This window comes from Streptomyces gottesmaniae, assembly GCF_031845845.1.
Taxonomy (GTDB): Bacteria; Actinomycetota; Actinomycetes; order Streptomycetales; family Streptomycetaceae; genus Streptomyces; species Streptomyces akebiae.
Window position 1 is genome coordinate 134,259 of the sequence record NZ_JAVRFJ010000021.1, and the last position, 25,280, is coordinate 159,538.

General features: G+C 71.8%; 18 protein-coding genes. 5 read left to right on the forward strand and 13 right to left on the reverse strand.

What is annotated here, in order from left to right:
* Positions 1-26: 26 nt before the first annotated feature.
* From RM704_RS23940 to RM704_RS23960, 5 genes are all read right to left on the reverse strand, one after another.
* Positions 27-1,904 (reverse strand): serine/threonine-protein kinase, encoded by a 1,878-nt coding sequence (locus RM704_RS23940; RefSeq protein ID WP_311591176.1) that lies wholly within the window; start codon positions 1,902-1,904, stop codon positions 27-29.
* Positions 1,905-2,075: 171 nt separating this feature from the next.
* Complete coding sequence (locus RM704_RS23945) at positions 2,076-4,007, reverse strand: serine/threonine-protein kinase (protein ID WP_033527120.1); 1,932 nt, start codon at positions 4,005-4,007, stop codon at positions 2,076-2,078.
* 200 nt (positions 4,008-4,207) lie between these two features.
* A complete protein-coding gene (locus RM704_RS23950) occupies positions 4,208-6,925 on the reverse strand; it encodes a serine/threonine kinase C-terminal domain-containing protein (RefSeq protein ID WP_033527121.1) in 2,718 nt (905 codons plus the stop codon).
* A gap of 399 nt (positions 6,926-7,324) precedes the next feature.
* Positions 7,325-9,511 (reverse strand): serine/threonine-protein kinase, encoded by a 2,187-nt coding sequence (locus tag RM704_RS23955; RefSeq protein WP_033527122.1) that lies wholly within the window; start codon positions 9,509-9,511, stop codon positions 7,325-7,327.
* Positions 9,512-9,823: 312 nt separating this feature from the next.
* Positions 9,824-11,530: a glycerol-3-phosphate dehydrogenase/oxidase gene (locus RM704_RS23960; RefSeq protein WP_033527123.1), complete on the reverse strand. Its 1,707-nt coding sequence runs from the start codon at positions 11,528-11,530 to the stop codon at positions 9,824-9,826.
* Between the two features lie 293 nt (positions 11,531-11,823).
* Between RM704_RS23960 and RM704_RS23965 the strand changes: the two genes are divergently transcribed.
* Positions 11,824-13,032 carry a nucleotide sugar dehydrogenase gene (locus tag RM704_RS23965; RefSeq protein ID WP_033527124.1) on the forward strand — a complete coding sequence of 403 codons (1,209 nt, stop codon included), beginning with the start codon at positions 11,824-11,826 and terminating at the stop codon, positions 13,030-13,032.
* Positions 13,033-13,589: 557 nt separating this feature from the next.
* On the opposite strand, the gene RM704_RS23970 is transcribed toward RM704_RS23965, so the two are convergent.
* The 4 genes from RM704_RS23970 to RM704_RS23985 form a co-directional block, all read right to left on the reverse strand.
* Positions 13,590-14,714 (reverse strand): GuaB3 family IMP dehydrogenase-related protein, encoded by a 1,125-nt coding sequence (locus tag RM704_RS23970; protein ID WP_033527125.1) that lies wholly within the window; start codon positions 14,712-14,714, stop codon positions 13,590-13,592.
* 104 nt (positions 14,715-14,818) lie between these two features.
* The gene (gene guaB / locus RM704_RS23975) at positions 14,819-16,324 is read right to left on the reverse strand and encodes an IMP dehydrogenase (RefSeq protein ID WP_033527126.1); all 1,506 of its coding nucleotides are present in this window, start codon (positions 16,322-16,324) and stop codon (positions 14,819-14,821) included.
* A 190-nt stretch (positions 16,325-16,514) separates the two neighbouring features.
* Positions 16,515-17,090 (reverse strand): sigma-70 family RNA polymerase sigma factor, encoded by a 576-nt coding sequence (locus RM704_RS23980; protein WP_005481141.1) that lies wholly within the window; start codon positions 17,088-17,090, stop codon positions 16,515-16,517.
* 268 nt (positions 17,091-17,358) lie between these two features.
* Positions 17,359-17,970, reverse strand: coding sequence for a response regulator transcription factor (locus RM704_RS23985; protein ID WP_003948568.1), 612 nt, complete (start codon positions 17,968-17,970; stop codon positions 17,359-17,361).
* A gap of 392 nt (positions 17,971-18,362) precedes the next feature.
* Here RM704_RS23985 and RM704_RS23990 point away from each other — a divergent pair, with 392 nt between their 5' ends.
* Positions 18,363-18,692, forward strand: coding sequence for a WhiB family transcriptional regulator (locus tag RM704_RS23990; RefSeq protein ID WP_033527127.1), 330 nt, complete (start codon positions 18,363-18,365; stop codon positions 18,690-18,692).
* 86 nt (positions 18,693-18,778) lie between these two features.
* Here RM704_RS23990 and RM704_RS23995 read toward each other — a convergent pair whose 3' ends face one another.
* Positions 18,779-19,675, reverse strand: a complete 897-nt coding sequence (locus RM704_RS23995) for a LysR family transcriptional regulator (RefSeq protein ID WP_033527132.1) — start codon at positions 19,673-19,675, stop codon at positions 18,779-18,781.
* Between the two features lie 80 nt (positions 19,676-19,755).
* On the opposite strand from RM704_RS23995, the gene RM704_RS24000 reads away from it, so the two are divergent.
* The 3 genes from RM704_RS24000 (at position 19,756) to RM704_RS24010 (ending at position 22,142) form a co-directional block, all read left to right on the forward strand.
* Complete coding sequence (locus tag RM704_RS24000; protein ID WP_192829648.1) at positions 19,756-20,421, forward strand: MOSC domain-containing protein; 666 nt, start codon at positions 19,756-19,758, stop codon at positions 20,419-20,421.
* Positions 20,422-20,555: 134 nt separating this feature from the next.
* The gene (locus RM704_RS24005; protein WP_033527128.1) at positions 20,556-21,332 is read left to right on the forward strand and encodes an SDR family NAD(P)-dependent oxidoreductase; all 777 of its coding nucleotides are present in this window, start codon (positions 20,556-20,558) and stop codon (positions 21,330-21,332) included.
* 102 nt (positions 21,333-21,434) lie between these two features.
* Complete coding sequence (locus RM704_RS24010; RefSeq protein WP_033527129.1) at positions 21,435-22,142, forward strand: ester cyclase; 708 nt, start codon at positions 21,435-21,437, stop codon at positions 22,140-22,142.
* A gap of 95 nt (positions 22,143-22,237) precedes the next feature.
* Here RM704_RS24010 and groL read toward each other — a convergent pair whose 3' ends face one another.
* From groL to RM704_RS24025, 3 genes are all read right to left on the reverse strand, one after another.
* Entirely contained in the window at positions 22,238-23,866 is a 1,629-nt protein-coding gene (gene groL / locus RM704_RS24015) for a chaperonin GroEL (protein WP_033527130.1), read from the reverse strand.
* Positions 23,867-23,996: 130 nt separating this feature from the next.
* On the reverse strand, positions 23,997-24,305 hold the full coding sequence (gene groES, locus RM704_RS24020) for a co-chaperone GroES (RefSeq protein ID WP_033527131.1): 309 nt from the start codon (positions 24,303-24,305) through the stop codon (positions 23,997-23,999).
* A 262-nt stretch (positions 24,306-24,567) separates the two neighbouring features.
* Positions 24,568-25,280, reverse strand: a 713-nt coding sequence (locus tag RM704_RS24025) for a polysaccharide deacetylase family protein (RefSeq protein ID WP_311591181.1), incomplete at its 5' end; no start/stop codon positions are given.

Consider the following 25,280-nt stretch of genomic DNA (forward strand, 5'->3'; position numbering starts at 1 on the left):
GACGCGGAACACCACTTATCTCCGCTTTAGTGACGAACGAACGTGTCGACCGCCACGTCGAAGTACTCCCTCGCCTCGCTCACCCTTCCGACCGGCGCCGACACCCACACGTCGTACAGCCGCCCGTCCCGCTCCCAGCAGAGGTCGTACGTGTGCCGGGGGCCCTCCGCCGCGCTGAACCCGTCCCAGGTGAACTCCCAGAGCGCGGCCGACCGTCCGTCGTGCGTGGTCTCGGTGACCCGGCCGTCGCGGTAACCGGGGTTCGTGGAGGGCCCCTTCGCGTGGGCGCGCCGCATCACCCCGGCCGGCCCGCCCTCCTCCGGCTCGTCGATCTTGACTCCGATCCGGATCACCTGCCCCGGCGACATGTAGAAGACCCGCTCCCCCTGCGGCTGCCGGGTGAAGTCGTCGGGCACGGCGAGGCTGAAGCCCCGCTCGTCGTCGGCCAGCCGGTACCCGGAGGGCACGGTCGGCGCGGTGGCCGCCCGCGAGCGCGTCACGGTGGGCGTGGCGTCCCCCGACGTACCGGAGGTGCCACCGGTCCCACCGATCTCACCGATCCCACCGGCACCACCCGACCCATCGGTCTCGCCCGAGGCGCTCGACTCACCCGACGTGTGCGAGGTGCTCGGTGTGCCGGACCGTCCCGACTCGCCCGGCGATCCCGACTGACCCGGCTGACCCGACTCGCCCGACGTGCTCGACCCGCCCGGCGTCCGCGGTGCCGACGTGCCCGGGGTGCCACCCCCGCCGCCCCCCTCCCGCATCAGCAGGGCCGCCGCCGAGACCCCGGCCCCGGCCATCGCCGCCACCAGCGCGGCCGCGACCAGCACGCTCCGGGTGGTGTGCGGCGGGCGCCGCTGCTCGGGCTGGTCCCGCAACGCCGCGACCCCGGCTCCGCCCGCGTCCGACGGTGACTGTCCGCCCCCGGCCGCCGGCGCGTCCTCGGCGGCGGCGCCGGCGGCCCCGGCTGCGGCCGCGCGCCGCGCGTCCCGGCCCGGTCGCGGCAGGTCCCGCCGGGTCGGGGTGTAACCGGGCGACGTCCTCGGGTTCCTCGTCGTCCGCGGCGTCCGGCCGGTCTCCCGGAACGCCCGCAGCAGCCGCTCGGCCTCGGCCGCGTCGAGCCGCCGGTCCGGATCACGCTCCAGCAGCCCCCGTACGACGGGCAGCAGCGGCGCGGCCTGCGCGGGCGGCCGGATCTCATCGACGACGACCGCGTGCAGGATGCCGCCCAACGAGTCACGCCGGAACGGCGATTCCCCGCTGAGCACGGCGCACAGCAGCGCGCCCAGCGACCACAGGTCGGACTCCGGCCCGGTACGGACCCCGGACATCCGCTCCGGGGCGGTGTACTCGGGCGACCCGACGAAGGACCCGCTCTCGGTGAGCGTGGTCGCACCGGCGACCTGGGCGATGCCGAAGTCGGTGAGGACGACCCGGTCGGTACCGTTCTCCAGCAGGACGTTCGCCGGCTTGAGGTCGCGGTGCAGGACCCCGGCGTCGTGCGCCCTCCGCAGCGCGCCCAGCAGATCGATCCCGATCCGCGCGGCCTCCCGCGCGTCGACGGGCCCCCGTTCCTCGATCCGCTCCGCGAGCGAGTCGCCGTCGATCAACTCCATGACGATGTACGGTCGTTCGTCCTGCTCGACGACGTCGTGCACGACGATGATGTGGGGGTGGCCGAGCCGGGCGACCGCCCGTGCCTCCCGCAGGGTGCGCTCACGCCGTTGTCGGGACCGCTCCTCCGGGAGCGAGTCGTCCAGGGCGAGTTCCTTGACCGCCACCTGCCGACCGAGGAGCTGGTCGGTGGCCCGCCACACGATCCCCATACCGCCGCGGCCGATCCTGGCCTCCAGCCGGTAACGCCCGGCTATGACACGGACGTTCTCCCCCTCGGTCCCCATACGCCACATCATGCCGCACCGGACCCGAACCCTCCGGTGCCGTGCGACCGGCTGGCCGACAAGCACCGCACACACGTCTCACGAGCGCCTCGCGAGCGCCTCGCGGGCGCCTTGCGGGCGCCGCGTGGGAGGCCCACCTCGGCTGTACCGGCGGGGCGTCACCGGCGGGGCTCACCGCTCCGCCGGCCTCCAGCTGCGCAGTACCGCGTAGAACTGCTCCTCGGCCGTCTCCCAGTCCGCCGCCGGTGCGGACATGTAGATCGTGTACTCGACGCCGTCCCGGGAGAGGTACATCTGCTCGATCGCCCGGCGCGGCCCCGGGAACTCCGTGTCCTTGGCCAGCGCGGTCCAGGTGAAGTCCCACAGCGCGCCGGGCCGGTCGCGGTAGATGTTCTCCTCCAGGCTCACCCGCTGGTACCGGGAGCGCGTCCGCACCTGCTCCTCCAGGTCGAGCTGGTGGTGGTACGGGCTGTCGAAGTCCGGCGAGTCGTCCACGGCGACCCGGAGGAAGTGCTCACCGCCGTCGGGCGTGTAGTCGATCTGCGAGCCCTCCACCTGCCGCTTCCACCCCTTGGGCAGCGCGAGGCTGAAACCCTCCGGGTCCTCGACCCGCTCCCACCCCTCGGGCACCCCGTCGGCCGACTGGTCCCCGTCCTGCGACCCGCCCGACCCGTCCGTCCCGGCCGAGGAGGAGCCGCTCCCCGCCCACCACCCGTCCGCGTAGTGCGCCACGACGGCCCCACCACCACCGACCAGCACGGCCAGCGCCAGCACGAGCGCGACCGTACGGCCTCGTCGGCGCCGCCTGCCGGTGGACGCGGCGGGCGGCACGGCGGAGCCCGGCGGATAGGCCCCGGCACCCGCGGCGCCCGGCGTCCCCGGACCACCGAACCCGCCGGACCCGTCGCCCCAGCCGACAACGGCACCGGTGGAGTACTCCGCCCCCCGCGCCCCGCTCCCGTAGGCACCCGACGCGACCTCTACGCCGTAGGGACGCGCCCCGGCGACGCCGACGCCCGCGCCTCCCTGAACCCCCTGAGCTCCCCGAGCTCCTTGTCCACCGTGCACGCCCTGCATGCCCTGCGCGCCCTGTTCACCGGGTGTGCCGTTCGTGCCGTGCGCGCCCACCTCAGCCGCGGCATCCGTTCCACCGGCACCACCCGCTCCACCGGCACCGCCCAAGCCGCCCAAGCCGCCCGAGCCACCCGAGCCACCCGAGTCCCCCAACCCGGCCCCCGCGCCCCCCGTCTGCTCCCGAGTCGCCAGATATGCCTGTGCCTCCCGGGGCCGCCGCCCCTCCGCCGCCTCGGCGAGCATCTGCTCGGCCTCGTCGGAGCCGGGCCGTACGGCGGGGTCCTTGCACAGCAGCGCGGCGATGACGGGCCCCAACGCCCCGGCGTCCGCCGGTTCCGCGGCCTCCTCGCTCACCACGGCCTGCATGGTGGTGAGCGGAGTGGTGCGCCGGAACGGCGACTTGCCCGCCACCGCCGTGTACAAGGTGGCGCCCAGGGACCACAGGTCGGAGGCGGGCCCGGGCTCTTGCCCGCGCACCCGCTCGGGGGCGATGTAGTCGACGGAACCGACGATCTCGCCGGTGCGGGTGATGGTCGTGTCGCCCTCGACCTGCGCGATACCGAAGTCGGTCAGCATGACCCGGCCGTCCTCGGCGAGCAGCACGTTCCCCGGCTTGACGTCGCGGTGCAGCACACCGGCCCGGTGGGCGGCCCGCAGCGCGCGCAGCACCCACACACCGATGCGCGCCGTCTCGCGCGCCTCCAGCCGCCCCCGGTCCCGCACGGCGTCGGCCAGCGACACGCCCTCGACCAACTCCATGACGATCCATGGGCGGTTGTCGTGCTCCAGCACGTCGTGCACGGTGACGACGGCCGAGTGGTTGATCCGCGCGGCCGCGCGCGCCTCGGCCCGGGTCCGCTGCAACAGGATGGCCTGCTCGCTCTCCGAGACGTAGAGCGCGGCCGTCAACTCCTTGACCGCGACCGCCCGGTGCAGCACCTCATCGTGCGCACGCCAGACCCGTCCCATGCCACCGCTGCCGATCGTGTCGACCAGCCGGTAGCGCTCCGCGAGGAGCTGGCCCTGCATCTGATTCACGTTGCCCCGCAATGTTCTTGACAGGGTCACAGTAAGGAGCGGCCCGCAGCCCGGGGAACCGGGCTGGCCGCACAGAGACCGCACTGTGACGGTTCTCGCTTCGACGACCGGAGCGCAACCTTCCGCCGCCGTGCCGAACAGCCACCGAGAGCCACCGAACAGTCACGAACACCCGCCGCCCGACCGGCGGCTCAGCCGGTCGCCTTGTACGTGGCCGCCGCCTGCTCGTACAGCCGGGTGACCTCGTCCCGCTCCGCCTCCGGTCCGCGCACCTGCACCACGTGGTACCGCCCGTCGAGGAGGATCACCAGGTTCCGTACGAAGACGCCGCGCCCCTCGGAGTCCTGCCAGGTGAACTGCCCCTCGGCCGAGGTCACCCCGCCCACCTCGATCAGACGCATGCCCGTGGAGGTGGCCCAGGACGAGTCACGGAAGGGCTGCAACTCGCGCTCGTCCTCCCGCTGGTACTTCAGCGGATCGCTGCCGTAGGTCGCCGTGCTGTCCCGCCCGGGGACGAGGATCAGCTCGAAGCCGCCCTGGGAGTAGACGATCTGACCGCGCCCGTTCCTGCCGCTGCGGTCCCAGCCGGTGGCGACGGCGACCTGGAACCCCTCGGGGTCCTTGCGCAGGGTGAAACCCTGGGCCACCTCGGGATCGCCGGTCTGTGTCTGAGTGGAACCGGACGACTCCGACGGCGAGGGACTCGCGCCGCTCTGGCCCTCCTCGCCGCCGTCGGGCGAACTGGAGTTCTGGTCGGGCCGGGAGTCGCCGCTCGCCTCCGGCGCCGAACTCGGCTGCCCGACACTGTCCGTACGACTGCCGGTGTCACCGCCCTCGCTGCTCGGTGCGGCCTTCGGCATGAACACCATGGCGTACGTGATGGCGGCGGCCAGCGCGAGCAGGATCAGCAGGAGCAGGTTCCGGCCCAGCTTGCGGGGCTGGGGCCGCCTGTCCTGCCGGGTGCGCTTGTGGCGGGCGTGCGCGCTGGTCGCGGGCAGCCCGGCCCGTCGTCTGCGGACGAGTTCGCCCCGTCGCCGTACGATCGGCAGCCGGCTCGCGTCGACGGGCGGCGCGGGCACGACGTGCGTGCCTGCCTCGGGTTCGGGCGCCGACCGCACCAGGGAGCGCAGCCAGCCGCGCAGTTCCTCGAAGTCCAGCCGCTCGGTGGGGTCCTGACGCAGCAGCGACTCCACGACCGGCCGCAGCGGCCCGCACTCCTCGGCGAACGCGGGCGGCTCCGCGCACACCATCTGGACCAGCTCGGCGGTGTTCTCCTCCGGGTACGGCGCATGCCCCTGCACCGCCCTGAACAGCAGCGCTCCGAGCGCCCACAGATCCGTGGCCGGCCCGATGGGCGCGGCCAACTGCCAGTTCTCGTGCACCGGTCCGGCCTGCTCCGGAGCCCATCGCTCCGTGACCGGTCCCACCACGGCCATCCGTGCCTGCCGGGCGCGCTCGGCCGCGAGCGCGGTGGCGGGCCCCCGCCGAGGAGCGGCCCCGGCGCCCGCGCCGTCCCAGGGGACGGCGTCCGTCACACCGGCGGGGACGGGGGTGTCGGGCGCGGCGTCGGCGTACACGCCGCCGGGTCCCCCGCCGCCACGGGTGCCGGGGGCACCGTGGACACCGGGAGCGCCGCTGTCGGTCGTACTGCCGTCGCCCGCGCCGGGGGTGGCCGTTCCCGCGCGCGGCAGGGCTCCGTGCCAGGCGCTCGTGACGCCGCCGTTCGCGAGGACACCGTAGGGGTCGGCGATCTGGTGGAGCGGCACCGGGCGCGTCGCCGCACCGGACGTCGGGCCGCTGTCCCGTCCCGTCCCCGGCGTCGCGTCCTGCGGCGCCGGGCGCTGCGCGGGCAACCCCGTCCCCGGACCGCCGTGTTGGTCGTCCTGCACGCGGGCCGCGGCCCGCGCACCCGCCCGGTACGCCGCGATGGCACCCGCTCGCGCCGCGCGGGCGTCCCCGCCGACCTCCAGCGCGCGCTGCCCCCCGGAGGGATCCGCCCCCGGAGCCGCGGTCCCCGCCCGTGCCTCTATCGCGGCCCGCCGAGCTGCCTCGGGATCCTCGACCGCGCCGCCGGGCCCACCACCGCGGGACCCGCCGAACGTACCGCCGCCTCCCGGAAGCGCACCGCCGCGGGCGCCGGGCACACCGCCGAGCGGCGCCTGGTCACGCCGAGCGTCCCGCATCCCGCCGGGCGGCACCGGGACCTGCCGCGGCCCCCGGCCTCCGCCCGGCCCCGCGGCAGACGCCGCCGCGCCACCGCCGGGTGCCGCGGGCGGCCTGTCCTCGAACTCCCGCGCGGGCACCGGGTCGTATCCGCACAACGCCTCTTCCGCCGCCCCGGCGGCCAGCCCGGTCAGCATCACCCGGCCGTCGTCGCAGACCAGCACCGTGCGGGCGGTGATGTTCCGGTGCACCCAGCCGTGCGCGTGCAACGCCCGCAGCGCGGTGAGCACGTCGGAGGCGACCTCCGCCGCGCGGTACGGCGTCAGCGGCTGCTCGGCGAGCAGTGCCTCCAGCGTCCGGGCGGACACCAGTTCGCTCACTATCCACAACGAGCCGCCTTCGGCGAACACGTCGAAGACCTGGTCGAGCCGGGGGTGGTCGGGGATCTGCGCGGCGGCCTGCGCGGCTTCGACGGCCCGCCGCACGGCGGGGTCGGTGGACCCGCGCGTGGTCCGGGCCGCACCCCGGCGCGCCCCGGCGTCCCGCGCGACGTACCCCTCGGGCAGACCGTCCGAGTCGAGCACCTCCGCCTCGACCACCTCGGGCAGCGGCACCTGCCGTACCAGGACTTCCTGACCGCTGTAGGTGTCGAAGGCCCGTATCTCGGCAGCCGGTTCGTACTCGTCGGAGGGCGGCAGCGGCAGGCGATAGCGGTCGGCGAGCACTCGCCCCGCGTATTCGTCCACAATGCCCTCCCCCGGCCGGCCGGTTGGTCAATTCCGCTCGCCCAGCGACCCGTTCCGTTCTGGATGCGTACGGACCGCAGCCCTTCACGATACGTGCCGGAGGCAACTCTCATTGACTCGATGCGATATCTCGTTCGTCTCGAATGCGCTCGAACGCATCCGATCTTCCCCGGAAGACCCGTCCCCGAACTCACCCGGCGGGCACAACTCCCGCAGCCGAGCTCATAGGGAAGCGACTCGCCCCCGCCCACGCACCCGCACGCCCCCGTGCGGTCACGCGAATCGAGGCACGGGTCCGCACAGAGCCACTGCCCCTAACGCACCGGCGCACAAAACCCCGCCACACGCGCCCCTGCGCACACCGTCACGGGCGGGGCCGAGAGCGAGGCGCCCGGCCCCTCACGACTTCGGCTCGAAGGTCTTGGTGAACGTCCGCCAGGTGTCCTTGCGCAGCGCACCGCTCCACTTCGCGGCCTTCGCGGTGTACATCAGCGCGTATCCCTGCTGCGAGTCGACGACGAACCCGCGGTCGATCGACCGGTTCTTCGTGCCGCTCTCCACGTAGGTGAACTCCCAGTCGGCCGCGTTCCAGCCCCGGTAGTCCACCGCCTCTATTCGGATCCGCTCGTACTGCGAACGCGTCATGAAGCGTTCCTGGTTCTTCCAGTCCGCGACCGGGTCGCTCTTCGGCGTGGTCGTCCACCCGACGAGCAGCCGCTGACCTTCGGGGCCGGAGAACCGGGCTCCCGCGGCGTCCGTGGACTGGTACTTCCATCCGGCGGGCAGCCCGATCGAGAACCCCTGCGCGCTCTTGTACGTCTCGGTCGCGATGTCCCCCGAGCCGGAGTCGTCGCCGTTCACCGACCCGTTCGACCCGCCCGAAGGACTGGGTGAACCCCCGGCGCCGCTCGAACCGGCGGCCTGCTCCGTCGTCTCCCCGTCCGGGCTGGGGTCGGACCCCTTGTCCTTGTCGGCGCCCTCGTCCGTGTTCTTGTCCGCGTCCTTGCTGTCGGCGTCGCTCCCCGACGCCGTCCCGCTGGACGCGGCCGTCTTGGTGTCGGCCCCCTTGCTGCCGGTCGAACTGCCGTCGTCACCACCGAGGGTGAGCGCCAAGACGGTCCCGAGGACGGCCAGGACGACGGCCACCGCGATGACCGCCAGCGTCCGCCGTGAGACCACGTCGGTGATCGGCGCCCTGGGCACCGGCCGCGGCGGCAGATCCGGCGGCACCATCTCGGGCCACCCCGAAGTCCGCCCCGCCGAAACGGAGTTCCCCGAGCCCGCGCCCTGACCGGCACCCGCGGCACGCGGTCCGGGCACCCCGGCGGCCGGCTTGCCTGCCGCCTGCGCGGCGCCCCCGCCGGAGGCCTTGGCTCTGTCGGCACCGGACGACACCCCGACGGAGGCGGACCGCGTCGTCACGGTCGCCGGAGTCGAGGTCGAGGACTTCGCACCGGCCCCACCGGAAACCGCACCCGAGGCACCGCCCGAAGCCCCACCGGACGCACCCCGCGCGGCACCGGTGCCGGTGCCCGTGCCGACAGCCGCCCCGGCCGCGGCCCCAGCCGGCCCCTTCCGCATGGACCACCGTGGCGCGCGAGCCCGCTCGCCACCGCCGTTCTTGGCCCCGGACCCGGCCCCACCGCCACCACCCTTCTTCGAGCGCTCCTCAGGCACCGGCGGCAGCGGCACGACCCGCGTGGCGTCCGCCGGCTCGACGTCCTTCGGATCCGGCGCGTGGATCACCCTGTTGAGCATGGCCCGTGCGCCGGCGTCGTCGAGGCGCCGCTCGGGGTCCTTGGTGAGCAGGCCGAAGATGACGTCCTTCAGGGCCCCGGCGCGCTTCGGCTGCGGCACCGGCTCGGTCATCACCGCGGTCAGCGTCGCTATGGCCGAACCCTTGTCGTAGGGCGGCACCCCCTCGACCGCCGCGTAGAGCAGACCGCCGAGCGACCACAGGTCGGCGGCGGGCCCGGGCTTGTGCCCGCGTGCCCGCTCCGGCGAGATGTACGAGGGAGCGCCCACGAGCATGCCGGTCGAGGTGATGGAGGGGTCGCCCTCGACCTGTGCGATGCCGAAGTCGGTGAGGACGACCCGCCCGTCGTGCTTGTCGATGAGCACGTTCGACGGCTTCACGTCCCGGTGCAGGATGCCCTCGCGGTGCGCGGCGCGCAGCACGTCGAGGATGGCGAGCCCCACCTCGGCGGCCCGCCTCGGTTCGAGGACGCCGTCCTCACGGATGACCTCGGCGAGCGACTTGCCCTCGACGAGTTCCATCACGATCCACGGCCGGTCGTCCTCGTGGACGACGTCGAACACCGTCACCGCGGCGTTGTTGCGGATCCGCGCGATCGCCTTGGCCTCGCGCAACGTGCGCGTGATCAGCCGCCGTTTCTCGTCCTCGTCGATGCTCGACGGGAACCTCAGCTCCTTGACGGCGACCGTACGGCCCAACGTCTCGTCCATGGCACGCCACACCGTGCCCATGCCGCCGCGACCGAGCACCCCTCCCAGCCGGTACCGCCCGGCGAGGAGACGTGCGTCCTTGTCCTGACGGGATTCCCCAGCCCGCTCCGCCTCCGACATGCGTCCCCTCATGCAACCCGCCCTGACAGAGCCTCCATTGTCACCCACCCGCCAACCGCCCCACGCCCTGGGCCCCCCTCAACCAGCCACCCGGTCTCCAAGCCCCTCACCGCGCCCATCCACACTTCACAGCCGGTGCCCGATTTCTGAGGGACCCCCAGAAGCGGGCCCGCCCCCTTCAGCCCGTCCGGCACCCAGGACGAGCCCGAAGGGCGGCAGGGGGATCGGGGGCCGCAGCCCCATGAACGGCCGGGCGCGCGAAGGAGCAGCGCCCTCGGGACGGACGGTCGAGGACGGCGGGGGCCGCCCGAACTACAGCGGCACGATGTCCGGCGCCCCCAATCGCGCCGCATCCGCCGTCAGGTCGTCCGGCTGCCGCTGCGACTCCCGCTCCGCCTCCACCCTCTTCTCGTAGTGCTGGACCTCCCGCTCGATCTGGTCCTTGTCCCACCCGAGCACAGGAGCCATCAGCTCCGCCGCCTCGCGCGCACTGCGCGTCCCCCGGTCGAACGTCTCGATCGAGATCCGCGTCCGCCGAGTGAGCACGTCGTCGAGATGCCGCGCCCCCTCGTGCGAGGCCGCGTACACCACCTCGGCCCGCAGATAGTCGTCGGCCGCGTGCAACGGCTCCCCCATCGACGGATCGGAGGCGATGAGATCGAGCAGTTCCTCGGTCGCCGACCCGTACCGGTTCAGCAGATGCTCCACCCGCACCACATGCAGCCCGGTGCTCGCCGCGATCCGTGCCCGCGCGTTCCACAGGGCCCGGTATCCTTCCGCGCCCAGCAGCGGCACATCCTCGGTGACACACTCAGCGACCCGCTGGTCGAGCCCGTGCACGGCGGCGTCCACCGCGTCCTTGGCCATGACCCGGTACGTCGTGTACTTGCCCCCGGCCACGACCACCAGCCCCGGCACCGGATGTGCCACGATGTGCTCGCGCGAGAGCTTGCTGGTGGCGTCCGACTCCCCCGCGAGCAACGGCCGCAGCCCCGCGTACACCCCCTGCACGTCGTCCCGCGTCAGCGGCACCGCCAGGACCGAGTTCACGTGCTCCAGCAGATAGTCGATGTCCGCGCTGGACGCCGCCGGGTGCGCCTTGTCGAGGTCCCAGTCGGTGTCCGTCGTGCCCACGATCCAGTGCCGCCCCCAGGGGATGACGAACAGCACGGACTTCTCGGTCCGCAGGATCAGCCCGGTCGTGGAGTGGATCCGGTCCTTCGGTACGACCAGATGGATGCCTTTGGAGGCCCGGACGTGGAACTGCCCGCGCTCGCCCACCATCGCCTGGGTGTCGTCGGTCCACACCCCGGTCGCGTTGACGACCTGCCGGGCGCGGATCTCGTACTCCCCGCCGCCCTCGACGTCCTGCACCTTGGCCCCGACGACCCGCTCGCCCTCCCGCAGGAACCCGCTCACCCGCGCGCGGTTGGCGACCTTCGCCCCGTACGACGCGGCCGTGCGCACCATGGTGGCCACATACCGGGCGTCGTCCATCTGGGCGTCGTAGTACTGCAGCGCCCCGACGAGGGCGTCCTTCTTCAGGCAGGGCGCGATGCGCAGGGCGTGGTGGCGGGTCAGATGACGGTGGATCGGCAGCCCCCGCCCGTGTCCGCGCGCCATCGACATCCCGTCGTACAAGGCGACGCCCGAGCCCGCGTACCACCGCTCCCAGCCCTTGTGCTGCAAGGGATAGAGGAAGGGCACGGGCTTCACCAGATGAGGGGCCAGGCGCTCCAGCAGCAGCCCACGTTCCTTCAGGGCCTCGCGGACGAGGGCGAAGTCGAGCATCTCCAGATAGCGCAGCCCACCGTGGATCAGTTTGCTGGACCGACTGGAGGTGCCCGACGCCCAGTCACGCGCCTCGACCAGGCCCGTGGACAGACCGCGGGTCACGGCGTCCAGGGCCGTGCCCGCACCGACGACTCCACCACCCACGACCAGCACGTCCAGCTCGCGCTCGGCCATACCCGCCAGTGACTCGGCGCGCTGCGCCGGTCCCAGTGCCGCTGTCCTCATCGCTGCCTCCCGCTGTCCGTCGCGTCGGCCTCATCCCTGCATGCCCGTCAGGCGAGACCCAGCTCTTTCGTCCCACTCGCATCCCCTGCCCGAAATTCTGACCGCCTTGCCCGACTTCGGCCACCACCGGCCGTCAGCCTGTGGATAACTCCGCAGGACGCGCACAGAAAAACAACGTCCCAATCCCGCATATCGGTCATATTTCCGCCTAATGTGACATTGCGCTCGCTCATCCAGACCACCGGGCTTGCGCGTCTGTCCCGCTTCGGTTACTGGGAAGGACGGCCCTCGCCATGCCCGCAGATCTCGCCGTGATCGGACTCGGCCAGTTGGGGCTGCCGCTGGCCCAGGCCGCCGTCGCCGCCGGCATCGCCACGCTCGGTTACCGCACCGGTCCCGACTCCGGCTCGCTCACCCCCGGCGAACTGCGCCGCATGCTGGCCCGCGGCTTCAAGCCCACCACCAGCCCCGCCGAACTCGGTCGCGTCCGCACGGCGGTCATCTGCGCACCCACCCCCCTCGGCGCAGACGGCTCGCTCGACCTCACCCAGGTCGAGGAGGCCGCCCGCACCCTGGCCGCCCGGCTGCGCCCGCACACCACGGTCATCCTGGAGTCCCCGGTCCCCCCGGGCACGACCGAGGGACTCCTGCGCCCCCTCCTCGAAGAGGGCTCCGGCCTACGGGCCGGCCGCGACTTCCACCTCGCCTACTCCCCCGCGCGCGTGGACCCGGGCAACCGCGACTTCGGCCCCGCCAACACCCCCAAGGTGATCGGCGGCCTCACCCCCGCCTGCACGGAATCGGCGGCCGCCTTCTACGGCCGTCTCACCGACAAGGTGGTACGCGCGCGTGGCCTGCGCGAGGCGGAGACGGTCCACCTCCTGGAGACCAACTACCGCCACGTCAACATCGCCCTGGTCAACGAGATGGCCGCCCTCTGCAACGACCTGAACGTCGACCTCTGGGACGTCATCCGCTGCGCCGAGACGAAACCCTTCGGCTTCCAGGCCTTCCGCCCCGGCCCCGGCGTCGGCGGCCACGCCCTCCCCCAGGACCTGTCGGGCCACGCCCCCCGCTCGCTCCGCATGGTCGAACTGGCCCAGCGCGTCAACAACCGCATGCCCCAGTACGTCGTCCAGCGCGCCGCCACCCTCCTCAACGAGCACGGCAAGTCGGCCCGGGGCGCCCGCGTCCTCCTCCTGGGCATCACCTACAAGCCCGACGTACCCGACCAACAGGGCACCCCCGCCGACGAGATCGCCCGCCGCCTCATCGAACTCGGCGCCCACGTCAGCTACCACGACCCGCACATCCCCACCTGGAGCGTCCTCGACCGCCCCATCCCCCGCGCCGACTCCCTCTACGAGGCCACCGCCGACGCCGACCTGACGATCCTCCTCCAGCAGCACCGCACGTACGACCTCCAGGGCCTGTCGGTGAAGGCCCAACTCCTGCTGGACACCCGGGGGGCCACACCTACGGGGGCGGCGCACAGGTTGTGAGAGGGGGCGCACGGCACAGCCCTGACCTCCGGGGCCGCTGGCAGCCGACCGCGTCCACCGGTACCGTACGGATACAGGTGGAGCCCGCCGCAGAGGGCACTGCGACGAGCTCCTGGATGGTTCACGGAGTGTCCGCCCCTAGCTTGTGTGGGGGCGGCCGCTCACCATCCGTAGATCCGCAAGATCCACCTCCTCCGGCACTTCACCATCCGCAGACGGATCCGGTCCCAGCGAGTGGGCTTGCGGTGACGTCCCATGGGCGCCCCCTTCCACGACACCGCCCAGTGCCCGGTGGACGGTCCGTCGGAATCGGGCCGGGCCCCGAGGGCGGGGTCCGGACCATGTCCTTGGAAGGGGGCTCCCAGCCAAGCCGGGGCGCCGGACACGAACGCTATCGCCCGACTACGCCCGTTCGGCCCACATTCGCCCCGAACACCACCACGCGCCCCCACCCCGCAACTCACGCCCCCACCACCCCACTTGAGCACGCAAAAGGGCCCGGTCACCCCGAGGCGACCGAGCCCTCAAGCCCCGCTCAAGCCGAGCGCGGCGTCATCTCACCGCATGTGCTGCGAGTCCGCCACCGTCACCTCGACGCGCTGGAACTCCTTCAGCTCGCTGTACCCGGTGGTGGCCATCGCCCGTCGCAGCGCACCGAAGAGGTTCATGGAGCCGTCGGGGGTGTGGGACGGCCCGGTAAGGACCTCCTCGATCGTGCCCACGGTCCCGAGGTCGACCTTCTTGCCGCGCGGCAGCTCCTCGTTCACCGCCTCCATGCCCCAGTGGTTGCCCTTGCCGGGCGCGTCCGTGGCGCGCGCCAGCGGCGAACCCATCATCACGGCGTCCGCGCCGCAGGCGATCGCCTTCGGGATGTCGCCGGACCAGCCGACACCGCCGTCCGCGATGACGTGCACGTACCGGCCGCCGGACTCGTCCATGTAGTCGCGGCGGGCGGCGGCGACGTCGGCGACCGCCGTGGCCATCGGGACCCGGATGCCGAGCACGTTGCGCGTGGTGTGGGCCGCGCCGCCGCCGAAGCCGACGAGGACGCCGGCCGCGCCGGTGCGCATCAGGTGCAGGGCGGCCGTGTAGGTGGCGCAGCCGCCGACGATCACGGGAACGTCCAGCTCGTAGATGAACTGCTTCAGGTTCAGCGGCTCGTGCGAACCGGAGACGTGCTCCGCCGACACGGTCGTACCGCGGATGACGAAGATGTCGACGCCCGCGTCCACGACGGCCTTGGAGAACTGGGCGGTGCGCTGCGGGGAGAGCGCGGCGGCGGTCACGACACCGGAGTCGCGCACCTCCTTGATGCGCTGCCCGATCAGCTCCTCCTTGATGGGAGCGGCGTAGATCTCCTGGAGGCGGCGGGTCGCGGCCTCGTCCGGCATGCCGGTGATCTCGTCCAGCAGCGGCTGCGGGTCCTCGTACCGCGTCCAGAGGCCTTCGAGGTTGAGGACGCCGAGGCCGCCCATCTCACCGATGCGGATCGCGGTGGCCGGGGAGACGACCGAGTCCATGGGAGCGGCCAGGAAGGGCAGCTCGAAGCGGTAGGCGTCGATCTGCCAGGCGATCGAGACCTCCTTCGGGTCCCGCGTACGGCGGCTGGGGACGACGGCGATGTCGTCGAAGGCGTACGCCCGGCGGCCGCGCTTGCCGCGCCCGATCTCGATCTCAGTCACGTCTGTGGCCTTTCCCTGATGCGTTCAGCGTCTACCAGTATCGCCGACGGGCACGACGAGGGCGGCCCCGGATGCTCCGAGGCCGCCCTCACCAGGTCCGCCGTCTACTTACGGCTGTAGTTCGGCGCCTCGACCGTCATCTGGATGTCGTGCGGGTGGCTCTCCTTGAGGCCCGCGGAGGTGATCCGGACGAACCGGCCGTTCGCCTGGAGGTCCGGGACGGTACGTCCGCCGACGTAGAACATCGACTGGCGCAGGCCGCCGACCAGCTGGTGGACGACCGAGGAGAGCGGGCCGCGGTAGGGCACCTGGCCCTCGATGCCCTCGGGGACGAGCTGCTCGTCGGAGGCGACGCCCTCCTGGAAGTAGCGGTCCTTGGAGAACGACTTGCGGTCACCGCGGGACTGCATGGCCCCGAGAGAGCCCATGCCGCGGTACGACTTGAACTGCTTGCCGTTGATGAACAGCAGCTCGCCCGGCGACTCGGCGCAGCCCGCGAGCAGGGAACCGAGCATCACGGTGTCGGCGCCCGCGACCAGGGCCTTGGCGATGTCACCGGAGTACTGCAGGCCACCGTCGCCGATGACCGGGATACCGGCCTCCTTGGCGGCGAGGGAGGCCTCGTAGATGGCGGTGACCTGCGGGACGCCGATGCCGGCGACGACGCGGGTCGTACAGATGGAACCGGGGCCGACGCCGACCTTGATGCCGTCCACGCCGGAGTCGATGAGGGCCTGGGCGCCGTCACGCGTGGCGATGTTGCCGCCGATGACGTCGACGCCGGAGGAGTTCGACTTGATCTTGGCGACCATGTCGCCGACCAGGCGGGAGTGGCCGTGGGCGGTGTCGACGACGATGAAGTCGACGCCGTTCTCGATGAGGGCCTGGGCGCGCTCGAAGGCGTCGCCGGCGACACCGACGGCCGCTCCGACGAGGAGGCGGCCCTCGCCGTCCTTCGCCGCGTGCGGGTACTTCTCGGCCTTGACGAAGTCCTTGACCGTGATGAGGCCCTTGAGGATGCCCGCGTCGTCGACCAGCGGAAGCTTCTCGATCTTGTGCTTGCGCAGCAGCTCCATGGCCTCGACGCCGGAGATGCCGACCTTGCCGGTGACCAGCGGCATCGGCGTCATGACCTCGCGGACCCGCTGCGAGCGGTCGGTCTCGAAGGCCATGTCGCGGTTGGTGACGATGCCGAGCAGCTTCTTGTTGCCGTCCGTCACCGGGACGCCGCTGATGCGGAACTTGGCGCAGAGCGCGTCGGCCTCGGCGAGCGTGGCGTCCGGGTGCACGGTGATCGGGTCGGCCACCATGCCGGACTCGGAGCGCTTCACCAGGTCGACCTGGTTGGCCTGGTCCTCGATGGAGAGGTTGCGGTGCAGCACGCCGACGCCGCCCTGGCGGGCCATGGCGATGGCCATGCGGGACTCGGTGACCTTGTCCATCGCGGCCGAGAGCAGCGGGATGTTCACCCGGACGTTCTTGGAGACGTACGAGGCGGTGTCGATCTCGTCGGGTGACATGTCCGACGCGCCCGGCAGCAGCAGCACGTCGTCGTAGGTCAGCCCGAGCGTCGCGAATTTATCGGGCACTCCGTCGACGTTGGCAGTCATGACACCTTCCCCAAATGGCCTTGATCGGTGCGGATGTCCATGCTAACGGGAAGCGCGGAGCACACATTCCACGGTACGAAGTCCTGCCGGGCTTCGTATGTTCGTACGGAAAAGGCGCCCCGCGTGTTCATCGCGGGCGCCTTCGACCCGTCGCCGGACGCCGGTGCCAGCGGCTCACCGGAGGCCGCCCCTACTGCTCCGCCAGCGCCCGGAGTCTGCTCAGCGCCCGGTGCTGGGCCACCCGGACCGCGCCCGGTGACATCCCCAGCATCTGTCCGGTCTCCTCGGCCGTGAGCCCCACCGCGATCCTCAGCAGCAGCAGCTCCCGCTGGTTCTCGGGGAGGTTGGCCAGGAGCTTCTTGGCCCACTCGGCGTCGCTGCTGAGCAGGGCGCGCTCCTCGGGGCCGAGGGAGTCGTCGGGGCGCTCCGGCATCTCGTCCGAGGGGACGGCCGTCGACCCGGGGTGGCGCATCGCCGCCCGTTGCAGGTCGGCGACCTTGTGGCCGGCGATGGCGAAGACGAACGCCTCGAACGGCCTTCCGGTGTCCTTGTAGCGCGGCAGCGCGAGGAGGACGGCGACACAGACCTCCTGCGCCAGGTCCTCCACGAAGTGCCGCGCGTCGCCCGGCAGCCGGGACAGACGGGTGCGGCAGTAGCGCAGCGCCAAGGGGTGGACATGGGCGAGCAGATCGTGCGTTGCCTGCTCGTCCCCGTCGACCGCGCGATGCACGAGCGCACCGATCACTGTCGTCTCGTCGTCGCGCATCGGTCCATGGTGCCTTGCGGCCGTCCGGTCCGTGGCGCCACGTCCATGGTTGTGCACCGAAGCGTTATGAGCAGGCGCGCCGGAACTCATCTCCTGCGCCCTCCCCTCCCGCTCGTTCGACTGCTCCCCTAGGAACTCCACACCTCAAGGATGCGGCATCCGCGGCGAAACGAGCAGCGGGCACCCGGCGGATCGTCTCGTCACCCCCGCCCGCCGTGCGGCAGGCGGGGCTCCTCCCTCGTGGGGGACTGCCCCCGGCACGGTCCACTCAGCGGACCAGACCCCAGCGGAAGCCGAGCGCCACCGCGTGCGCGCGGTCGGAGGCGCCGAGCTTCTTGAACAGGCGCCTGGCGTGGGTCTTGACGGTGTCCTCGGAGAGGAAGAGCTCGCGACCGATCTCGGCGTTGGACCGGCCGTGGCTCATGCCCTCCAGGACCTGGATCTCGCGCGCCGTCAGTGTCGGCGCGGCGCCCATCTCGGCGGAGCGCAGTCGACGCGGGGCGAGCCGCCAGGTCGGGTCGGCGAGGGCCTGGGTCACCGTGGCGCGCAGCTCCGCGCGGGAGGCGTCCTTGTGCAGATAGCCCCGTGCGCCGGCGGCGACCGCGAGGGCCACGCCGTCCAGGTCCTCGGCGACGGTGAGCATGATGATGCGCGCCCCGGGGTCGGCGGACAGCAGCCGCCGCACTGTCTCGACGCCGCCCAGACCGGGCATGCGTACGTCCATCAGAATCAGATCCGAGCGGTCGGCCCCCCAGCGGCGGAGGACTTCCTCGCCGTTGGCCGCCGTGGTCACGCGCTCGACGCCGGGCACGGTCGCCACCGCGCGGCGCAGCGCCTCTCGGGCAAGCGGGGAGTCGTCGCAGACGAGGACGGATGTCATGACCGTCCTCCGCAGCTGATGCGCGTCACCTTGAGCCTCCAGGCTGGTACGAAATCGTCACCTGTGCGGTCGACACTCACGAGCGGACACGAACGCCTGCCCGAGCGCTTGTTCCTTCAACCGCCTCCGCCCGTCTCAACGACGGTCACTCGAAAGAGTTACGGGATGGCTGGCCACCTTCGGCACTCTACGTGAGGGGCTGGACACGGTGCAGACATGCGCGAGGGACCCTCAACGTTTCATCACAACCTATGCCCCATTCAGACGTTTTTGTTCCCATTTATTGGTGTCTGAGGCTAGATTCGCAATGAGTCATATTTTCATCTCCTTAGATAGTCGATGTACGGTCATGGGCAACATCTCCTCCCAGAACGGCAACAAGGGGACACGCAATGGCAGATTTCTCCCGCCTTCCCGGACCGAACGCTGATCTGTGGGACTGGCAGCTCCTCGCGGCTTGCCGCGGGGTCGACAGCTCACTCTTCTTCCACCCCGAAGGAGAACGCGGTGCGGCACGGAGCGCTCGTGAGAACTCGGCCAAAGAGGTCTGCATGCGATGCCCGGTGCGCGCGCAGTGCGCGGCCCACGCCCTCGCGGTGCGCGAGCCGTACGGCGTGTGGGGCGGGCTGACCGAGGACGAGCGCGAGGAGCTCATGGGCAGGGCGCGCCACCGGCTGGTGACGGCGTCCGCACCCGGCTCCGACACAGGTTCGAACACCTGAAGGAACGTTTTTGCAAGATCCCGGCGCCGGTCGTACGGCAGGTGCGCCGGGGACGGTCCGGCGCTACGCCGGAACCCTCGCGGGCGCTAGCGCGCGGCCGCTCCGGCCAGCCGGTCCAGCGTCACCGCGACCGTGGGTACCAGGGCCAGATCCGGCAGGGTGAGCGCCACGATCTCCCGGTGCACCACCGGCTCGACCGACACCGTCCGCACCCCCTTCGGACGTACGGACTCCACGGCCAGCTCCGGCAGCACGGCGACCCCCAGCCCCGCGCCCACCAGACCGACCACCGCCGGGTAGTCGTCGGTCGCGAAGTCGATCCGGGGCGTGAAGCCCGCGCTCTCGCAGACCCGTACCAGCTGCCCCCGGCAGCGCGGGCAGCCGGCGATCCAGGGTTCCTCGGCGAGCTCCCCGATGCCGATGGAGCGTGCACGGGCCAGCCGGTGCCCCTGCGGGACGAGCCCGACGAGCCGGTCCGTGAGCAGGGGGCGCACGACCAGGTCGTCCCACTCCCCCTCCTCCGCCGCGCCCTCGTAGCGGAAGGCGAGCGCGATGTCGCAGTCGCCGTCGCGGAGCATCTCGACCGAGCGCGGCGGTTCGGCCTCCTCCAGGGAGACCCGGGTGCCGGGGTGGGCCGCGCGCAGGGCCGCCAGGGCGGTGGGCACGAGGGTGGAACTGCCGCTGGGGAAGGAGACCAGGCGGACCCGGCCGGCGCGCAGCCCGGCGATGGCGGCGACCTCCTCCTCGGCCGCGGTGAGCCCGGCGAGGATGCCGGCCGCGTGCCGTACCAGCGCCTCGCCCGCCTGGGTCAGCCGCATCTCGCGGCCGGTGCGGACCAGCAGCGGGGTGCCGACGGAGGATTCGAGCGCCTTCATCTGCTGGCTGACGGCGGGCTGGGTGCAGCCGAGTTCCCGTCCGGCCGCCGAGAAGGAACCGGTGGCGGCGACGGCGCGCAGGACACGGAGATGGCGGGCCTCGATCACGCCGTCGAGCATAAGCGGGGCTTGGACCGCGTACTGAATATCGCGTCGACGCTTTGACCGTCACCGCCTACGGTGCCGGTATGAAGCTTCTGTCACTGAATGTGGGGCGCCCCAAGGCCGTCGACGTCGTGGAGGAGTCGAAGAAGGTCTCGGGCATCGACAAGCGGCCGGTGGACGGGCCGGTGCGGGTGGCGGCGCCCGGACCCAAGGGGGTCGGCGCCAGCGGAGTGGCCGGCGACGCGGTGTGCAACACCGAGCACCACGGCGGCGACGACCAGGCGGTCTACGCCTTCGCCCGCGAGGACCTGGACGGCTGGGAGCGCGAACTGGGCCGCACCCTGCCCAGCGGGGTCTTCGGCGAGAACCTCACCACGGAGGGCCTCGACGTCTCGGGCGCCCTCATCGGCGAACGCTGGCGGATCGGCCCGGACGTGGTCCTGGAGGTCACGTCCGGCCGCGTCCCCTGCCTCAACTTCCAGCGCCACCTGGGCGAGCGGGGCTGGGTCAAGCGCTTCACGCGCCAGGGTGCGCCCGGCGCGTATCTGCGGGTGATCCGGCCGGGCGAGATCAGCGCGGGCGACCCGATCGAGATCGTCCACCGCCCGGACCACGACGTCACCGTGGCCCTCACCTTCCGCGCCACGATGAACGAACACGAGCTGCTGCCACGGCTGTTGGCGGCGGGTGAGGCACTGCATCCGGAGCTGCGGGAGGTGGCGCGGAAGTACGTGGCGAAGCAAGGGTGACGGGCCGGTCGGGGACAGGGGGCCGGTGAAGCCGCCACGCCGGTGCGGGTGTTCGCCGGGGTGCCGGCGAACTGGCTGGTGAACGTGCGGTGGAGCAATCGGACGCCCACCCTCCCGGTCACTACGCTTGCGCCATGACAACGGCTCTGATTACGGGATCGACCGCGGGGATCGGTGCCGCCTTCGCGCGGCGGCTGGCGGCGGACGGGCACAACCTCGTGCTGGTGGCGCGTGACACCAAGCGGCTGCGGGAGCAGGCGACCGAGTTGCACGACCGGCACGGCATCGAGGCGGAGGTGCTGACGGCGGACCTCGCGACGGACGACGGCATCGAGACGGTGGCGCGGCGCCTGGCGGACCGGAAGAACCCGGTCGACCTGCTGATCAACAACGCCGGCTTCGGCAACAAGGGCCGTTACCTCGACGTCGCCATGGCCGACGAGCTGCGGATGCTCAAGGTCCACTGCGAGGCGGTCCTGCGCCTCACCTCGGCGGCCACCGAGGCCATGCGTGAGCGCGGCCGGGGCGGTGTGGTGAACGTGGCGTCGGTCGCGGCCTTCGTGCCGCGCGGCACGTACGGGGCGTCGAAGGCGTGGGTCGTGCAGTTCACCCAGGGTGCCGCGCGCGATCTGGCCGGGAGCGGGGTGCGGCTGATGGCCCTCTGCCCCGGCTTCGTCCGTACCGAGTTCCACGACCGGGCCGGCATGGGCACCGACAACATCCCCTCCTGGATGTGGCTCGACGCCGACAAGCTCGTCACCGCCGCCCTCGCCGACCTCGCCCGCGGCAGGTCCGTCTCCATCCCGGACCCCCGCTACAAGGCCCTGATGGGTGTCGTGAAGGTGGTGCCTCGCGGGCTGCTGGGCGGGATCACCTCGAAGACGGGACGGAAGTACGGGCCGCAGCAGTAGCGGTCCGGGCCCCGGGAACGCTCCAGCGGGTGAGAGGGCGGCGTCCCGGCGCGACAATGGAGCTGTTCATCCGGACCCAGGGGGGTCGGGAGGCGGTGTGTCATGACATTCGTGCAGCTCATCGATTGCAGGACCAGCCGGTTCGACGAGATGAACCGGCTGATGGACACCTGGGTGGAGCAGACCAAGGGAAAGCGGACCGCTACGCACAGCGTGATCGGGAAGGACCGCTCGGACGGGTCGCACCTCGTGGAGATCGTGGAGTTCCCCTCGTACGAGGAGGCGATGCGGAACTCCGGGCTGCCGGAGACGGAGCGGATCTTCCAGGAGATGGTGGCGCTGTGCGACGAGATGCCCACCTTCACCGATCTGGACGTGGTGCGCGACGAGCAGTTGTACGGGGCCACCACGCGGCGGTTCCTCACGACGATCGCCGCGAAGGGCGAACTGCCGCCGCTCCACGATCTGCTCATGGAGGACTACCACGACCACGTTCCCTCAGGGGAGCCCGACGCCATCGGGATGGACGCGTTCAGGCGGACCTGCGAGGAGTGGCGGCGCGGCTTCGACTTCGAGTTCACCGTGGAGGACCAGATCGCGCAGGGTGACCGGGTGTGCACCCGGTGGACCTGGGACGCGACCCACAAGGGGGACTTCCTCGGGATTCCGGCCAGTGGGCGGAGGGTCCGCATGACGGGGACGGTCATTCACCGGTTCGCGTCCGACGGGAAGATCGCCGAGGGTTGGTGGGAGTACGACCGGCTCGGGCTGATGGGTCAGTTGGGCGCGCTCGACGACCTGGAGAAGTGACCTGGAGGACCAGCCCTATGGGGGCGGTGACGCGGCGAGGCCCGGCACCCCTCGGGGGTGCCGGGCCTCGCCCACGGCTTCACCGACGTCGTACGTCAGTGGGAGTGGCTGTGACCGTGGCCGTGGCCCGCGTCGGCCGACTCCTCTTCCTTCTTCTCGACGACCAGGGTCTCGGTCGTGAGGAGGAGGGAGGCGATGGAGGCGGCGTTCTCCAGGGCGGAGCGGGTGACCTTGACCGGGTCGATGACGCCCTGCTTGACCAGGTCGCCGTACTCGCCGGTGGCGGCGTTGAAGCCCTGGCCCTTGTCGAGCTCGGCGACCTTGGAGGTGATGACGTAGCCCTCCAGGCCGGCGTTCTCGGCGATCCAGCGCAGCGGCTCGACGGCGGCCTTGCGGACGACCGCGACACCCGTGGCCTCGTCGCCGGTCTTGCCGAGGTTGCCCTCCAGGACCTTCACGGCGTGGACGAGCGCGGAGCCACCACCGGAGACGATGCCCTCCTCGACCGCGGCGCGGGTCGCGGAGATGGCGTCCTCCAGACGGTGCTTCTTCTCCTTCAGCTCCACCTCGGTGGCGGCGCCGACCTTGATGACGCACACGCCGCCGGCCAGCTTGGCGAGGCGCTCCTGGAGCTTCTCGCGGTCCCAGTCGGAGTCCGTGTTCTCGATCTCGGCCTTGATCTGGGCGACGCGGCCCTGGACCGCACCGGATTCACCGGCACCGTCGACGATCGTGGTGTCGTCCTTGGTGACGGTGACGCGGCGGGCGGAGCCGAGCACGTCGAGACCGACCTGGTCGAGCTTGAGGCCGACCTCCTCGGAGATGACCTCGGCGCCGGTCAGCGTCGCCATGTCCTGCAGCATCGCCTTGCGACGGTCGCCGAAGCCGGGGGCCTTGACGGCGACCGCGTTGAAGGTGCCGCGGATCTTGTTGACGACCAGGGTCGACAGGGCCTCGCCCTCGACGTCCTCGGCGATGATCAGCAGCGGCTTGGAGGCGTTGGCCTGGATGACCTTCTCCAGCAGCGGCAGCAGGTCGGCGATGGAACCGATCTTGCCCTGGTGGATGAGGATGTACGGGTCGTCGAGGACGGCCTCCATACGCTCCTGGTCCGTCACGAAGTACGGCGACAGGTAGCCCTTGTCGAAGGCCATGCCCTCGGTGAAGTCCAGCTCCAGACCGAAGGTGTTGGACTCCTCGACGGTGATGACACCGTCCTTGCCGACCTTGTCCATCGCCTCGGCGATGAGCTCGCCGACCTGGACGTCCTGGGCGGACAGACCGGCGACGGCGGCGATGTCGGACTTCTCGTCGATCGGGCGGGCGGTCGCGAGGAGCTCCTCGGAGACCGCGGCGACGGCGGCGTCGATGCCCTTCTTCAGGGCGGCCGGGGAGGCACCGGCGGCGACGTTCTTCAGGCCCTCGCGCACCAGCGCCTGGGCGAGCACGGTGGCGGTGGTGGTGCCGTCACCAGCGATGTCGTTGGTCTTGGTCGCCACCTCCTTCACCAGCTGGGCACCGAGGTTCTCGTACGGGTCCTCGACCTCGACCTCGCGGGCGATGGTCACACCGTCGTTGGTGATGGTGGGGGCGCCGAACTTCTTGTCGATGACGACGTTGCGGCCCTTGGGGCCGATCGTCACCTTGACCGTGTCGGCAAGCTTGTTGACGCCGCGCTCGAGGGCGCGACGGGCGTCCTCGTCGAACTTCAGGATCTTCGCCATGGGAGCGGTTCAGCCCTCTCGGAAAACGTGGGTGAAACGAACTGCGCCCCCGACGCCCGGCTGATTAGTGGTCGCGGGGGGCCAAGGGCGCAGCTCAAAAGCAGGGTGCTTCGGTGAGGAAGCGGGCGAACTACTTCTCGACGATCGCGAGCACGTCGCGAGCCGAGAGGACGAGGTACTCCTCGCCGTTGTACTTCACCTCGGTGCCGCCGTACTTGCTGTACAGCACGATGTCGCCGACGGAGACGTCGAGCGGCAGCCGCTGGCCGTCCTCGAAGCGGCCCGGACCCACGGCAAGGACGACGCCCTCCTGGGGCTTCTCCTTCGCGGTGTCCGGGATGACCAGGCCAGAGGCGGTGGTCTGCTCGGCGTCGAGCGGCTGGACCACAATGCGGTCCTCGAGCGGCTTGATGGCAACCTTGGAGCTGGTGGTCGTCACGATCCGACCTCCCCCTTCGGAGATCTCACGGGGTTAACTGTCTGAGGTGGCGACCAGGTGGATCCGTCGTCGCGGGTGCCGGACCTGCCCGTCGCGTTGTTGGCACTCTCCAGGGGGGAGTGCCAGACCTGAGACTATGACCGCGATTAGCACTCGGTCAAGCGGACTGCTAATCGAGCGGGTTGCGGCGGGTCGTCGGGCGGGGTGCGGGCGGGCCGTCGAGCGGGTGCGGGAGGGTCGCCGTTCCGGGGGTGGCGGGGCGTCAGAGGTAGTCCTCCAGGCGGCCGACCGTCAGGCCCTGCTCCTGGACGCGGCGCAGCAACCGGGTCGTCATCTCCGTGAGGGTGGTGCCCTTCAACTGGTCCGGGCCCCGGAACCCGGCGAGAACGATGTCGCCCGGGCGGAGGCGGTCGCCGACGGCGTAGCGGAGGTCGTGGATCTGCATGGACGCGCGCCACAGGACCACCGCGGAGAGGCCGCAGTCGGCGCCCGCGCGGAGCGTGGTGGTGTCGTAGACGCCGTAGGGCGGGCGGAAGAGGGTCGGGCGGACGCCGAAGCGCTGCTTGAGCTTGTTCTGCTGGCCGCAGATCTCGGCGCGCTGTCCGGCGTACGGCAGGCCGCGCAGGGCGGTGTGGTCGAGCGTGTGGTTCTGCACGGTCGCGCCGACCGCCCGCAGCCGTGCGAAGTGGCCGTATCCGGGTCCCACGACGCTGTCCGTCAGGAACATGCTCACCGGCAGCCGCAGCTCACGCACCATGTCGACGAACCGGGGGTCCTTCTCGGCCCCGTCGTCGTACGTGAGGAAGACGACCTTGTCCCGGGTGGGGACGCGATCGACGACGGGCAGCAGGCCCGGCCCGGCCGCGCGGGGCAGGGGCCGTCGATCGGGGTGCTCGGGCGCGGGGGCGAGGGGGGCGGGGAGGCCCCAGCGGCGGTGCGGGGGTGGCGATGCGTGCGGGCGGGGGTGCGGAGGGG